14 protein-coding genes are annotated in these 14107 nt (G+C 74.1%); 6 read left to right on the top strand and 8 right to left on the bottom strand.

Going from position 1 to position 14107, the window contains the following annotated elements:
• The 5 genes from AB0K37_RS23935 to AB0K37_RS23915 form a co-directional block, all read left to right on the top strand.
• A partial coding sequence (locus AB0K37_RS23935; protein ID WP_363984624.1) for a (2Fe-2S)-binding protein occupies window positions 1–394 on the top strand: 394 nt, incomplete at its 5' end.
• The gene (locus tag AB0K37_RS23930; RefSeq protein ID WP_363984622.1) at window positions 391–1320 is read left to right on the top strand and encodes a dihydrodipicolinate synthase family protein; all 930 of its coding nucleotides are present in this window, start codon (window positions 391–393) and stop codon (window positions 1318–1320) included. The genes AB0K37_RS23935 and AB0K37_RS23930, both read left to right, overlap by 4 nt.
• On the top strand, window positions 1320–2321 hold the full coding sequence (locus AB0K37_RS23925) for a proline racemase family protein (protein WP_363984620.1): 1002 nt from the start codon (window positions 1320–1322) through the stop codon (window positions 2319–2321). The genes AB0K37_RS23930 and AB0K37_RS23925 overlap by 1 nt, the downstream gene beginning before the upstream one ends.
• A gap of 98 nt (window positions 2322–2419) precedes the next feature.
• Window positions 2420–3919 carry an amino acid permease gene (locus tag AB0K37_RS23920; RefSeq protein ID WP_363984618.1) on the top strand — a complete coding sequence of 500 codons (1500 nt, stop codon included), beginning with the start codon at window positions 2420–2422 and terminating at the stop codon, window positions 3917–3919.
• Window positions 3916–5316, top strand: a complete 1401-nt coding sequence (locus AB0K37_RS23915) for an aldehyde dehydrogenase (NADP(+)) (RefSeq protein ID WP_363984616.1) — start codon at window positions 3916–3918, stop codon at window positions 5314–5316. The genes AB0K37_RS23920 and AB0K37_RS23915 overlap by 4 nt, the downstream gene beginning before the upstream one ends.
• A gap of 48 nt (window positions 5317–5364) precedes the next feature.
• On the opposite strand, the gene AB0K37_RS23910 is transcribed toward AB0K37_RS23915, so the two are convergent.
• On the bottom strand, window positions 5365–6744 hold the full coding sequence (locus AB0K37_RS23910; protein WP_363984614.1) for an NADP-dependent succinic semialdehyde dehydrogenase: 1380 nt from the start codon (window positions 6742–6744) through the stop codon (window positions 5365–5367).
• 83 nt (window positions 6745–6827) lie between these two features.
• Window positions 6828–7847 (bottom strand): lactonase family protein, encoded by a 1020-nt coding sequence (locus AB0K37_RS23905; protein ID WP_363984612.1) that lies wholly within the window; start codon window positions 7845–7847, stop codon window positions 6828–6830.
• Window positions 7848–8104: 257 nt separating this feature from the next.
• Here AB0K37_RS23905 and pgi point away from each other — a divergent pair, with 257 nt between their 5' ends.
• A complete protein-coding gene (gene pgi, locus AB0K37_RS23900; RefSeq protein ID WP_363984610.1) occupies window positions 8105–9733 on the top strand; it encodes a glucose-6-phosphate isomerase in 1629 nt (542 codons plus the stop codon).
• 78 nt (window positions 9734–9811) lie between these two features.
• Here pgi and AB0K37_RS23895 read toward each other — a convergent pair whose 3' ends face one another.
• The 6 genes from AB0K37_RS23895 to AB0K37_RS23870 all read right to left on the bottom strand — a co-directional run bounded on the left by AB0K37_RS23895 (window position 9812) and on the right by AB0K37_RS23870 (window position 14020).
• Window positions 9812–10069: an EF-hand domain-containing protein gene (locus tag AB0K37_RS23895; RefSeq protein ID WP_363984608.1), complete on the bottom strand. Its 258-nt coding sequence runs from the start codon at window positions 10067–10069 to the stop codon at window positions 9812–9814.
• 99 nt (window positions 10070–10168) lie between these two features.
• Complete coding sequence (locus AB0K37_RS23890; protein ID WP_363984606.1) at window positions 10169–10912, bottom strand: sugar isomerase domain-containing protein; 744 nt, start codon at window positions 10910–10912, stop codon at window positions 10169–10171.
• Entirely contained in the window at window positions 10905–11387 is a 483-nt protein-coding gene (locus AB0K37_RS23885; protein WP_363984604.1) for a PTS sugar transporter subunit IIA, read from the bottom strand. The genes AB0K37_RS23890 and AB0K37_RS23885 overlap by 8 nt, the downstream gene beginning before the upstream one ends.
• Window positions 11384–11686: a PTS sugar transporter subunit IIB gene (locus AB0K37_RS23880; protein WP_363984601.1), complete on the bottom strand. Its 303-nt coding sequence runs from the start codon at window positions 11684–11686 to the stop codon at window positions 11384–11386. Before AB0K37_RS23880 ends, AB0K37_RS23885 begins: the two co-directional genes overlap by 4 nt.
• A 67-nt stretch (window positions 11687–11753) precedes the next feature.
• Complete coding sequence (locus AB0K37_RS23875; RefSeq protein ID WP_363984599.1) at window positions 11754–13187, bottom strand: PTS ascorbate transporter subunit IIC; 1434 nt, start codon at window positions 13185–13187, stop codon at window positions 11754–11756.
• A 101-nt stretch (window positions 13188–13288) separates the two neighbouring features.
• Complete coding sequence (locus AB0K37_RS23870) at window positions 13289–14020, bottom strand: GntR family transcriptional regulator (protein ID WP_363984597.1); 732 nt, start codon at window positions 14018–14020, stop codon at window positions 13289–13291.
• Window positions 14021–14107 lie beyond the last annotated feature (87 nt).

The following is a 14107-nucleotide window of genomic DNA, read 5'->3' as shown; positions in this document are numbered from 1 at the left end:
CGGCGACCGCGCGGCCGCCGCCCTGCGCCGGCGCCGCGACCGGGGGCGCGCGTTCGCCGGCCGGCTCGCCGCCGCGCACCCCGTCGGAGCGGCGTGGCCCGGCTGGCTGCGCCCCGACACGATCGTCTGCCGCTGCGAGGAGACCGCCTACGGGACCCTCCTGCGCGCCGCGGACGGCGAGGCCGCCGGTTCGCCCCGCGCCGTCAGGCTCGGCACCCGCGCCGGTCTCGGCCCCTGCCAGGCCCGCGTCTGCGGCCCCGCGGTCGCCGAACTGCTCCGCGACCGGGCGGGCGGGGGCGACCCGCACCGCCGGCCCGTCGCCCAGCCCATCCGGCTCGGCGAGCTCGCGAACCCTCCAGTTGACACACCCGACAAGAAAGAGAGCGCCCGATGAGCGACAGCAAGCTCCAGAGCCTCGGCGGCGTCATCGTGGCGACGGCCCTGCCCTACCGCGAGGACGCCGCCGCCCCCGCCGGGCTCGCCGTCGACCACGACCGCTACGCCGAGCACTGCCGCTGGCTCGTCGACAACGGCTGCCGCGGCGTCGGCCCGAACGGGTCCCTCGGCGAGTACTCCTCGCTGACCGACGACGAGCGCCGCCGCGTCGCCCGCACCGCCGTCGAGGCGGTCGGCCGGGACGGCGTCGTCGTGGTCGGCGTGCACGGCCCCGGTTCCCACCAGGCCCGGCACTGGGCGCAGATCGCGGCCGAGGACGGCGCCGACGGCGTGCTGTGCCTGCCGCCCACCATGTACCGGGCCAACCGCGGCGAGATCATCGCGCACTTCGAGGCCGTGGCGTCCGTCGGCCTGCCGGTCATGGTCTACAACAACCCCATCGACACCAAGGTCGACCTCACCCCGGACCTGCTCGCCGAGATCGCCCAGATCGACGGCGTCGTGGCGGTCAAGGAGTTCTCCGGCGACGTCCGCCGCGTCCTGGAGATCCGGGAGAGGGCCCCCGGCCTGGAGGTCGTCGCCGGCGCCGACGACGTCACCCTCGAAGCGCTGCTGATGGGCGCGACGGGCTGGTTCGCCGGCTTCCCCAACGTCTTCCCGGCCGAGTCGGCGCTGCTGTACGAGCTGGCCACCGCCGGGAAGCTGGAGGAGGCCCGCGCCCTGTACGAGCCGCTCGTCGCCGCGTTCCGCTGGGACTCGCGCACCGAGTTCGTCCAGGCGATCAAGCTCGGCATGGAGCAGGTCGGCCGGTACGGCGGCCCCTGCCGCCCGCCGCGCGGCCCGCTCGTCCCCGAGCACCGCGCCGCGGTCACCGCCGACATGGACCGCGCGATCGAGGCCCTCGCGCGGCGGCGGGCCGCCTGATGCGCTCGGCCCGGTCGATCAGCGCGGTCGACTCCCACACCGAGGGGATGCCGACGCGCGTCGTCACCGGCGGCGTGGCGCCCATCCCGGGCGCCACGATGGCCGAGCGGCGCCGCCACGCCGTGGAGCACCTGGACGGGCTGCGCCGCTTCCTGGTGGACGAGCCGCGCGGTCACCCCGCGATGAGCGGGGCCCTGCTCCAGCCGCCGACCCGCCCGGACGCCGACTGGGGCGTCGTCTACGTCGAGGTCAGCGGGTTCCTGCCGATGTGCGGGCACGGCACCATCGGCGTCGCGACCGTCCTGGTCGAGACCGGGATGGTGGAGGTGACCGAGCCGGAGACGATGGTGCGGCTGGACACCCCGGCCGGCCTCGTCGAGGCCCGCGTCGCGGTCCGCGACGGCGTCGCCGAGCACGTCACGCTCCGCAACGTCGCCTCGTTCGCGCTCCGGCAGGACGCGGTGGTGGCGGTGCCCGGGTTCGGGGACGTCCGCTACGACATGGCCTACGGCGGCAACTTCTACGCCATCACCGACCTCGAGCCGCTCGGGCTGCCGTTCGACCGGGCCCGCAAGGAGGACATCCTGGCGGCCGGGCTGGCGATCATGGAGGCGATCAACGAGAACGACCGCCCCGTCCATCCGGCCGACCCGCTGATCGGAGGCTGCAAGCACGTCCAGTTCCTCGCGCCCGGGTCGGACGCCAGGCGCTCGCGCAACGCGATGGCCATCCACCCGGGCTGGTTCGACCGGTCGCCGTGCGGCACCGGCACCTCCGCCCGCATGGCGCAGCTGCACGCCCGGGGCGAGCTGCCGCTGCACACCGAGTTCGTCAACGAGTCGTTCATCGGCACCCGGTTCACCGGGCGCCTGGTCGGCACCGCCGACGCCGGCGGCCTGCCCGCGGTGATCCCCGAGTTCACCGGGCGGGCCTGGATCACCGGCACCGCCACCTACCTGCTCGACCCCGCCGACCCCTTCCCCGAGGGCTTCGTCCTCTGAGAGGGGCCGGCCGGCTCTTCCCGAGCCCTTCACGGCGGTCCTGACCGCCGCACCACACCCACCTCGGTATTCCCCTGCACCAGTCGGGAGGGACCTCCATGTCCCAAGCCATGCCCAAAACACGACCACCGCGGGGCCCGGCCCGGTCCGCGCTGTTCACCCGGGCCGGGGTCTTCCGCCTGAAACCCGTCGACTCCTCGGAGGAGGAGACCCCGGGCGGCCTGCGCCGCACCATGGGGCTGTGGCAGCTCGTCGCGCTCAGCCTCGGCGGGCTCGTCGGCGCGGGCGTGTTCTCGCTCGCCGGCGTCGTCGCCCACGACGACGCCGGGCCCGGCGTGATGATCTCCTTCCTGATCGCCATCATCGCCAGCGCCGCCGCCGCGCTCTGCTACGCCGAGTTCGCCGGCACCATCCCGAAGGCCGGCTCCGCCTACACCTACTCCTACGCCGCGCTCGGCGAGGCGATCGGCTGGGCGATCGGCTGGGACCTGCTGCTGGAGTACACCGCGATCGTCGCCGTCGTCGCGATCGCCATCTCCGGCTACCTGTCCTACATCCTCGACCAGATCGGCCTCGACATCCCGGACTGGGCGCTCGGCGCGCCCGGCACCGGCGCCGGCCACAAGGTCGACCTGTTCGCGGCGCTGCTGTGCCTGCTGCTGGCGTTCGTGCTGTCGCGCGGGACGAAGGAGTCCGCGCGGTTCGAGACGATCCTCGTCGTGGTCAAGCTCGCGATCGTCGCGCTGGTCATCGTCGCGGGAGCGTTCCACGTCTCGGCCGGCAACTTCAGCCCGTTCCTCCCGTTCGGCATCGGCGGCGCCGTCGCCGGGGCCGCCACCACCTTCTTCGCCGTCTACGGCTACGACGCCATGAGCGCGGCGGCGGAGGAGAGCGCCGAGGCCAAGAAGGTGCTCCCCAAGGCGATCGTCATCTCGCTGGCCATCGCCGCGGTCATCTACCTCCTGGTCTGCATCGTCCTGCTGGGCATGCAGGACTACCGGCAGATCGACGTGAAGAGCCCGTTCTCCAGCGCGCTCGCCTCGGTCGGCCTGACCGGCCTCGGCACGATCGTCGCGGTCGGCGCCGTCGTCGGCATCACCACCTCCGCGCTCGCGAACATGCTGGCGGTCACCCGCGTCTGGTTCTCGATGAGCCGCGACGGCCTGCTGCCCGCCTACTTCGCCCGCAACCATCCGCGGCGGCAGGTCCCGACCCGCGTCATCTGGCTCGTCGGGATCGGCTCGGCGGTCATCGCGGGCCTGCTGCCCATCAAGGAGGCGGCCGACCTCACCAACATCGGCATCCTGATGGCGTTCATCGTCGTCGCGATCGCCGTCATGGTGATGCGCCGCACCCGCCCCGACCTGCCGCGCTCGTTCCGCACCCCCTGGGTGCCGGTGGTGCCGCTCGTCGGGATCGCCTTCTCGATCTGGCTGATCGCCAACCTCGACTGGATCACCTGGGTCCGGTTCGCGGTGTGGATGGTGCTCGGCCTGGTCGTCTACGCGCTGTACGGGTACCGCAACTCGGTGGAGAACCGGGCGCCGCGGTCCGCCCGCACGGCCCCGAACACCGAGGACGAGGGGAGCACCTCATGACACCCGACCAGGCCGTCTCCGCGGCGGTCGCCGCCGCACCGGGCTGGGCCGCGTCGCCGCCGGCCGAACGCGCCGCCCACCTGGCGGCGGTCGCGGACGCGCTGGAGGCCGCCCGCGGCGAGCTGGTCGCCCTCGCCGACGAGGAGAGCCGCCTCGGCGAGGTGCGCCTGAACGGCGAGCTGACCCGCACCACGTTCCAGCTGAAGCTGTTCGCCGAGCAGGTCCTGGAGGGCGCCCCCCACGACGCCCGCATCGACCGGCCCGACCCGGACTGGCCCACCGGGCCGCGCCCGGACCTGCGCCGCTGCCGGACGGCCGTCGGCCCGGTGCTGGTGTTCGCGGCGAGCAACTTCCCGTTCGCCTTCAGCGTCGCCGGCGGCGACACCGCGTCGGCGTGGGCGGCGGGCTGCCCCGTCGTGGTCAAGGCGCACCCCGGCCACCCCCGGCTGTCGCGCCGGACGGCCGAGGCGGTCGCCGGCGCGGGGCTCCCGGACGGCGTGTTCGCCCTCATCGAGGGCGAGGACGCCGGAGTCGAGGCCCTGCGGCACCCCGGCGTCGCCGCCGCCGCGTTCACCGGCTCCCAGCGGGGCGGCCTCGCCCTCGCGAGGATCGCGGCGGAGCGGCCGGTCCCGATCCCGTTCTACGGCGAGATGGGCAGCGTGAACCCGTCCGTGGTGACGCCCCGCGCCGCCGAGGCCCGGGCCGAGGAGATCACCAGGGGGTACGCGGCGTCCCTGACGCTGGGGGCCGGCCAGTTCTGCACGAACCCGGGCCTGCTGTTCGCGCCCCCCGGGCTGGCGGAGGGCATCGCGGCGCGCCTGCGCGAGGCCGCCGGCGCGCCGATGCTCAACGAGCGGATCAGCTCCGGATACCTGGCCGCGGCGGGCAGCCTGGGCGCCCGGCCGGGCGTGCGGCGCCTGGTCTGGCCGCAGGAGGAGGACGCGCTGACCCCGCGCCTGCTCACCATGGACCTGGCGGCGTTCCAGGCCGACATCGACGCCGCGGCGGAGGAGTGCTTCGGGCCTCTCGGCCTCGTCGTCACCTACGAGCGCCTCGCCGACCTCGCGGGCGTCGTGGCGGCGCTGCCCGGCCAGCTCACCTCCTCGCTGCACGCCGAGCCGGAGGAGGCCGGCGAGCTGGAGACGCTCGCCGCCGTGCTCGCGGGCCGGAGCGGCCGCGTCCTGTGGAACCAGTGGCCCACCGGCGTGTCCGTCACGCATGCGATGCAGCACGGCGGGCCGTACCCGGCCACGACGGCGCCCTCCACCACCTCGGTCGGCACGGCCGCGACCGAGCGGTTCCTGCGGCCCGTCGCGTACCAGAACTGGCCGCAGGACCTGCTCCCGCCGCCGCTGCGCGACGACAACCCGTGGAAGGTCCCGCAGGCCGTCCGGTGAGACCGTCCTCGGTCCGCCGCGCGCGGCGGACCGAGGACGCGCGGGCGGTCAGCCCACCCAGACGCTCTTGGCGTTGCAGAACGCGCGCATGCCGTCGGCCGACAGCTCGCGCCCGTACCCGGAGCGCTTCACGCCGCCGAACGGCAGCTCGGGGTAGGACGTCGTCATCCCGTTGACGAAGACCTGCCCGGCGTCCAGCTCGTTCACGAACCGCTCCCGCTCGCCGTCGTCGCGCGTCCAGGCGTTCGAGCCGAGCCCGAAGCCCGTCGCGTTCGCGACCTCGACGGCCTCCGACACCCCGCTCACGCGCAGCAGCGACGCGACCGGCGCGAAGACCTCCTCGTGGTACATCCGCATCTCGGGCGTCACCCCGGAGACCACCGTCGGCGGGTAGTACCAGCCGGGCCCGTCCGGGCGCTCGCCGCCGCACAGCACGCTCGCGCCCTTGCCGACCGCGTCGGCGACGAGCTCCTCGACCTCGGCGCGGCCCTCCTCGCTGACGAGGGGGCCGACGTCGGTCGCCTCGTCCATCGGGTCGCCCACCCTCTTCGCGCGCATCCGCTCGACGAACAGCCGCTCGAACTCGTCGGCGCAGCCGGTGTCGACGATGAACCGCTTCGCCGAGATGCAGCTCTGCCCGTTGTTGAGGCAGCGGGACTCCGCCGCCGTGCGCGCCGCGGCCTCCAGGTCGGCGGAGGGCATCACCACGAACGGGTCGCTGCCGCCGAGCTCCAGCACGGTCGGCTTGATCTCGTCCCCGGCGATGGCGGCGACCGACCGCCCCGCGGGCTCGCTGCCGGTGAGCGTCGCGGCCTTCACCCGCGGGTCGCGCAGCACCCGCTCGACCTTCGCCGAGCCGATCAGCAGCGTCTGGAACGCGCCTTCGGGGAACCCGGCGCGGCGGAACAGGTCCTCCAGGAACAGCGCCGTCTGCGGGACGTTCGAGGAGTGCTTCAGCAGCCCGACGTTGCCCGCCATCAGCCCGGGCGCCGCGAAGCGGATCACCTGCCAGAGCGGGAAGTTCCACGGCATGACCGCCAGCACGGGCCCGAGGGGCTGGTAGCGGACGTAGGCGTCCCGGGCGTTCACGTCCGCCGGGTCGGCGGGGCGCCGGTCGGCCAGGAACTCCGCCGCGTGCTCGGCGTAGTAGCGGCACGCCTTCGCGCACTTGTGCGCCTCCGCCACCGCCGCCTTGTGCGTCTTGCCCATCTCGGTGGTCAGCATGGCGCCGATCTGGTCGGCCTCCCGGTCGAGGACGTCCGCCGCGGCGTTCATCCACTCCGCCCGCCGCTCCACGGGGACCGTGCGGTAGGAGGCGAACGTGTCCGCCGCCCGTGCGACGCGCCGGTCGACCTCCTCGTCGGTCAGCGCGTCGAAGGTCTTCTCGACCTCGCCCGTCGCGGGATTGGTCGTGGCGATCGTCGTCATGTCGGGATGCTCCCTGGGTGTCCGGCTCGTTACCCGGGACGTGCCCGGGGCGGCCCGCAGGAAACGCCCGCGCGGACCGGTGCTCAGCCGGGGATCACGCACACCGGCGAGGGGACGCGCAGGGGCGGCCCCACCGGCGCCGGGACGCCGTCCGGCCCGATCCGGAAGGTCGCGACCGCGTCGCTGCGCTCGTTCGCCACGTGCATCCACTCGCCGTCCACGTGCAGGTCGCGCGGCCAGTGCCCGCCGGAGGGGACGTCCGCGACCGGCGCCAGCGCCGCGCCGCCGTCCAGCACCCGGTGGGCCGTCACCACGTCCGTGCCGCGCATGGAGGTGTAGACGTACCGGCCGCCGTCGCCGAGCTTGATCGCCGCGCCCTGGGCGGCGCCGCCCGCCGGCCCGGCCGTCGCGGGCGACTCCGCCACGACCTCCAGGCCCGCGTACCCGCCGGCGGGGCTCAGGACGAGGACGGACGCGGCGAGCTCCGCCAGGACGTGCACGTGCCCGCTCGGGTGGACGGCCAGGTGCCGCGGCCCGCACCCGGCCGGGAGGGCCGTCTCCCCGACGAGCCGCAGGGCGCCGCCCTCGACGCGGAAGGACCGCACGAGGTCCGCGCCCAGGTCGGTCGTCAGGATCGTCCCGTCGGGGGCGTGGACGGTCATGTGGGCGTGCGGGCCCTCCTGGCGGTCGGCCCTCGGCCCGCCGCCGTGCCCCTCCACCACGTCCGGATCCCCGGCGAGACCGCCGTCGGGACCCAGCGGGTAGGCCCGGACCGTCCCGGACCCGTAGTCGGCGACGAGGAGGCGCCCGCCGTCCGGCGACACGGACAGGTGGCAGGGCAGCGCCCCCGCCTCCCGTGCCCCGATCTCCCTCAGCCGCGGGCCGGCCGCGTCATAGGCCGCGACCCCGCCGCGGTCCTCCTCCCGGACCGCGTACAGGACGTTCTTGACGGGGTGGACGGCCAGATAGGAGGGGCACACCGCCTCCACCGCGAGCCCGGCCTCCCGCAGCGTCCCGCCGGCCTCCCGCACGACCCGGTAGATTCCGGCGCCGCCGCCGGCCGCGCCGGTGTACGTGCCCACCCAGAACGCCCGCTCGCCCACGGCACTCCCCTCGAAACGCGATCCGCCCGTTCGCGGCGGCCGAGGGCGAGCCTAGTCCCGATCATGATCGCCGCCGGCGCCCCGGGCGGGCGGCGCGGCCCCGCCGCCCGCGGATCGCTGCGCGCGCGGGGACGGCCCTGATACGGTCACGCGCGGTCGAATCTATGATCGCCGTGGGAGCGGCGCGGTGCCCGGGGGACGTTCGGCGCCCGCCCGCGGGGGTACGCCCCCGCCCCCACGAGGAGATGAGAGAGGCAATGGCAGATATCACCGAGTCGCCCGAATGGACCGCGCTGGCCGAGCACCAGGCGGCGATCGCCGGGCGGCACCTGCGCGAGCTCTTCGCGGAGGACCCGGGGCGCGCCGACCGGATGACCGTGACCGCGGGGGACCTGTACCTGGACTACTCCAAGCACCGCGTCACCGGCGAGACCCTGACGCTGCTCACGGCGCTCGCCGAGCGGGCGGGCCTGCGGGCCAGGATCGAGGCGATGTTCGGCGGGGAGCACATCAACGTCAGCGAGGACCGCGCCGTCCTGCACACCGCGCTGCGGCTGCCTCCCGGCGAGGCCCTGACGGTGGACGGGCAGGACGTCGCCGCCGACGTGCACGCCGTCCTGGACAGGATGGCCGACTTCGCCGGCCGCGTCCGGTCGGGGGAGTGGACGGGCTCCACCGGCAAGCGCATCACGACCGTCGTCAACATCGGCATCGGCGGCTCCGACCTCGGCCCCGCCATGGCCTACGAGGCGCTGCACGACTTCGCCGACGCGGGCGTCTCCTGCCGGTTCGTCTCCAACATCGACCCGGCCGACATCCTCGGCAAGCTCGCCGGGCTCGACCCCGAGCAGACGCTGTTCGTCGTCAGCTCCAAGACGTTCGGGACGCTGGAGACCCTCACCAACGCCAAGGTCGCGCGGCGGTGGCTCACCGAGCGGCTCGGCGACGACGCCGTCTCCCGCCACTTCGTCGCCGTGTCGACCAACGCCGAGCGGGTCGCCGAGTTCGGCATCGACACCGCCAACATGTTCGGGTTCTGGGACTGGGTGGGCGGGCGCTACTCCTTCGACGGCGCCATCGGCCTGTCGCTGATGATCGCGATCGGCGGCGAGGCGTTCCGCGAGATGCTCGCCGGGTTCCGGGAGGTCGACGAGCACTTCCGGAGCGCTCCGTTCGAGGCGAACATGCCGGTGCTGATGGGCCTGCTCGGCGTCTGGTACACCGACTTCTTCGGCGCGCAGACCCGGGCCGTCCTGCCCTACAGCCAGCGGCTGTCGCGGTTCCCCGCCTACCTCCAGCAGCTCACGATGGAGTCCAACGGCAAATCGGTGCGGGCCGACGGCGCGCCGGTCATCGCGCAGACCGGCGCGATCTTCTGGGGCGAGCCCGGCACCAACGGCCAGCACGCCTTCTACCAGCTGCTGCACCAGGGCACCCGGCTCGTGCCCGCGGACTTCATCGGCTTCGCCGAGCCGTTCGAGGACCGCGAGGGGATGCACGACCTGCTCACCGCGAACATGCTCGCGCAGACCTCGGCGCTCGCGTTCGGCAAGACCGCCGAGGAGATCGCCGCCGACGGCACGCCCGCGGCGGTCGTCCCGCACAAGGTCATGCCGGGCAACCGGCCGAGCAGCACGATCCTCGCCCCGAAGCTCACCCCGAAGACCCTCGGCTCCCTCGTCGCGCTCTACGAGCACATCGTCTTCGTCGAGGGGACGATCTGGGGCATCGACTCCTTCGACCAGTGGGGCGTCGAGCTCGGCAAGGTCATGGCCATGGACCTCGCCCCGGCGCTCACCTCGCAGGAGCCGCCGTCCGAGGCGCCCGACCCGTCCACCGGCGCGCTCGTGCGCAGGTACCGCGAGCTGCGCGGCCGCAGCGTCTGATCCCGAGCGTCCGACCCCGGCGGGTCCGAGACGCGCGGAAGGGCCCGCCGGTCGTCCGGCGGGCCCTTCCCTTCGCCGTCAGGCGCGCGCGCCGGGCACGGGCCCCTCGACCCAGCCCTGGGACTCCAGGATGGCGCGGAACTCGCCGTAGGAGATGAAGCCGTCGAGGTTGCTGTCCGCCCTCTCGAACCTGTCCTGCGTCTCGGCCCGCGTCCAGGACAGTCCGAGCTCCTCCAGCACGAGCGTGAACTCCATCAGGTCGAGCTTCTCGTCGCCGCCGAGGTCCGCGCGCGTGAACACGGCAAGCAGGTCGTCCCCGGTCGGTCTCGTCGTCATCTCGCTCCTCGTTCAGGTCCGAAGTTGACCCCGCATCATGTCAAACAGGTGTGGGCCGGCCCTAGGAGAAACGCCGCAGGAAGATGCTCCGTTCCCCGGTCAGCCCTCGCCCGTCAGCTCGGGGACGCGGTGGCGGTAGCGCTCCAGCAGCGCGGCGTTCACCTCGTCGCCGCCGGGGACGTTCGCGCTCGTCCAGCGCGGCGGCTCCACGCCGCGCGCCGCCGCCAGGTCGTCGAGGTCGGCGAGCACCCGCGCCCACGCGTACGCGGCGAGGACGGTGGAGACCGCCGCGGTGCGCGGCGCGCCCGCCGGATGCAGCACGTCCCCGGGCGGGACGCAGGTGTCGAGCACGATGGCCGCGTGGTCGGCGAGGGTCGTGTCGGCCCGCGCCGCCGCGCCCCGCGACGCCCGCGCCGACGTCACCGCGACGACCGGCACGCCCCGCGCCTCGCACTCCTGCGCGACCTCCACCGGGTAGGGGTTGCGGCCGCTGGTGGAGAACACCACCGCCACGTCGGGCGGGGCGGGCGCGGCCTTCTCGACCACGGCGCGCCCCACCCCGTCCCGCCGCTCGGCGCGGGTGCTGCGCAGCGCGTGGTCGAGCGGGAAGACGGCGGGGTCCCAGATCGGGCGGACGGCGGCGAGGCCCCCGGCCCGGTAGAACGTCTCGAACACCATCGCCAGGGAGTGCCCGGCGCCGGCGACGTGCACGATCCCGCCGGCCTCGATCGCGTCGAGGAGCAGGGCGGCCGCGTCGCCGGCCGCCCCGCCCGAGGCCGAGTCGAGGTCGTCGAGCAGGGCGCGCACCCTGGCGGGGAACCCCGAGGACGCCGCGTCAGGCATTCGGCAGAGCCTCCTTCAGGATGCGGGCGAGGTCGTCCTCGCCGGACGCGGCGCGCAGGCGGTCGGCGAGTCCGCCCGACAGCGCGCGCGCCAGCCCGGACAGGGTGCCGACGTGCGCGTCGGGGTCGGGCGTGCAGAACGCCAGCAGCAGGTCGACCGGGTCGTTGTCGGGATGGCCGAAACCGACCGGCGCGGCCAGCCGGGTCACGCCGACGCCGACGGCCAGGCCGCCCTCCTCGGGGCGGGCGTGGACGAGCGCGAGTCCCTTGGTCAGCACGATGTACGGGCCGTTCTCCTCCACCACCCGGACGCACGCCTCCGGGTAGCCCGCGCCCGCGGCGCCCGCGGCGACCAGCACGGAGGCCGCCGTGCGGACGGCCTCCCGCCAGTCGCCCGCGGTCGCCCCGTCCGCCGCGGCCACGATCGTGCCCGGCGCGGCGGCCCCGGCGGCCGCCCCCTCGGAGCGGGCCGTCACGAGAGCCAGCCCTGCTCGGTGAGGCGCTCCCTGAGCCGGGCCTCCAGGCCCTCCTTGTCCAGGAAGTCGCTGATGGTGATCACCACGGGCGCCAGATCGGCGATCTCGTCGGTGTGCATGCCCTGGCCGATCACCACGTCGGGCGACATCCCGCGCGCCGTGGACACGTCGGTGTTCTCCACCCGGGCGTCCACGCCGAGCGAGCGCAGCGCGTCCTCGGCGGTCATCTTGAGCATCAGGCTGGAGCCCATGCCGACGCCGCAGACCGCGAGGATCTCCAGTTGCCGGTCCAGTGCCATGTCGTCCTTCTCTCCTCGTAGGGACGGTCGGGCCCGCGCGGACGTCCGCCGGGCCCTGCGTTGTCCGTCAGGCCTCCGCGGGGGCCGCGCTCTCGGGCGCCGCCGCCTCCTCGTCCGCCGCCCGGCGCTTCTCGGCCCGGCCGAGGAGCAGCAGGGTAGCGATCATCGCGCCGACCGCGACCGCGGGGACGAGCCAGATCGAGTTGCCGCCGACGACCGGGTCCGCGGCCTTCAGCAGCCAGCCGATCGCGTACCAGTCGGGGTCGGCGAGCGTCGCCAGTTCGGGCGCGGTCCGCTCGTACAGGCCCCAGGTGACGGCCTGCCCGACGGCCAGGATCAGCCCGGTGACGACGCCGCCGAGGACGGCGCCGCGCCAGCCCGCCACCACGTTGCCGAACAGCGCCGCCGCGCCGCCCACGAAGAACAGCATGATCATGGGCGGGGCGAGGGTGAACCAGCCGGCGCCGGCGAACACGCCGAGGCAGACCAGGAACACCACGGTCGACGAGACGAACCCGACCATGACGGCGGTCGGCGCGACGGGGAAGACGGTGGGGGCGTCGAGCGCGGGGCGGGTGCCCGGGATGACGCGGTCGCTGAACCCCTTGAACGCCGGGACGATCTCACCGAGGAACATCCGCACGCCGAACAGCAGGATCGCGATGCCGCCCGCGAAGCGCAGGCCCACCAGGATCGCCCACACCCACGGCGACAGCTTGTCGTCCATCTCGGCCGCGGCCTTGGCCACCACGCCGTGGTCGGCGAACGCGACCCCGACCAGCATGATCACGGTGATGATCAGCGCGGTGCTGACGTTGACGTCCTTGAAGAACGACAGCTGCCGCGGCAGCTTCAGCTTCTCGGTGTCGTGCCTGTCGCGGCTGCCGAGCGGGCGGGCCGCGTAGCCGGTGATCAGGCAGGCGAGCGAGCTGGTGTGCGCGAACCCGAACCGGTCGTCCGGCATGACGCGGCGCATCAGCGGGCGCATCCACAGCGGCTGGAGCGTCCAGTACGCGGCGACGAACCCGGCCCCGCAGAGCACGAGCGTGAGCTGGTCGGCGCCGGGCGCGATCGTCACCAGGGAGGCGACGGTGACCGTGCTGATCCAGAACATCAGGTGGCCGGTCAGGTAAAGGTAGCGGGCCGCGGGGAAGAGCCGCACGACCAGCACGTGCGCCAGGAACGCGACCGTGATCACCAGCGCGATCGTCCCGCCCTGGTCGGCGAGGAAGTCGGCGAGGGTGTTGTCGGCCTTCGGCGGCGTGGTCCCCATCGCGCTGGCGAGCACGGTCTGGAAGCTCGTCAGCCCGCCGGTGAAGACCTCGATGCCGATGAACAGGATGACCACGCCGATCGTGGCGCGCAGCGCCCCGGCGAAGACGTCCTCGAACCGCTTGCGCTGCAGGAGCAGGCCCGCCAGCGTGATGAGCCCGATGAGGATGGGCACCTGGCCGAACACGTTGTCGGCCAGGAAGGTGAGGATGTCCTTGATGACGTCCATGGTGAACTCGCCTCACATCTCGGGGGATGGGTGGTGCGCTGTCGCCCCCGTCAGCGCGGACGGACGATCGTGCGCCCGGGACGCGGCGCCCGGGCGTGCGGTCAGTGGTTCGGTGGTCGCAGGTCCAGTTCCAGCCGGTACCGGTCGCCGCGGTAGAGGGACCGGACGTACTCCAGCGGCCGGCCGCCCGCGTCCCTGGTGATCCGCTCGAACAGGAACGCCGGCATGTGCACCGGGACGCCGAGCTCGGCGGCCTCCTCGGCGGTGGTGACGGTCGGCTCGATGGTCTCGGTGCCCGAGGCGATGACGACGCCGTTGCCCCGGAGCAGGTCGTAGAACGAGCGCCCTTCCAGGTCGCTCCGCCGCAGGTTCGGCATCAGCGCCCGCGGCAGGTAGAGGGTCTCGATGGCCATGGGGGCCTCGTCGGCCAGCCGGAGCCGCCGAATGGTAAATACCTCTTCGACGGGCGACAGGGCCAGCCGGCGGCCGATCCGCGCCCCCGCGGTCTCGGTGCGGAACGACAGCACCCTGCCGCCCGGCTTCATCCCGCGCCTGATCATGTCCTCGGTGAACGAGGTCATGGTCAGGGACACGGCGATCCGGGGTTCGGCCACGTAGGTCCCGCTGCCGTGCCGCCGGTCGAGCAGGCCCTCGGCCACGAGCCCGTCGATGGCCTGGCGCAGCGTCGGCCGCGAGACGCCGAGCTCCTCGGCCAGCCGGCGCTCGGACGGCAGCGCGTCCCCGACGTCCAGGTCGTCCAGCATCGCGAGCAGCTCGCGGCGCACCGCCTGCCGTTTCGTGCTCGCGGCCCGGGCCTCACCGGCGGATGGCACGCCTGTCACCTCCTTTGATGCGGTTCCTGTCGTCGCACACGGTATGTCCCATTATGGCGACTGGTCAATACCACTTTTGGCGATGTT

The organism is Actinomadura sp. NPDC049753 (assembly GCF_040674655.1).
GTDB classification, from domain to species: domain Bacteria; phylum Actinomycetota; class Actinomycetes; order Streptosporangiales; family Streptosporangiaceae; genus Spirillospora; species Spirillospora verrucosospora.
Note: the sequence above shows the minus strand (reverse complement) of the source record. Positions and strands in the feature narration are given on the sequence as shown.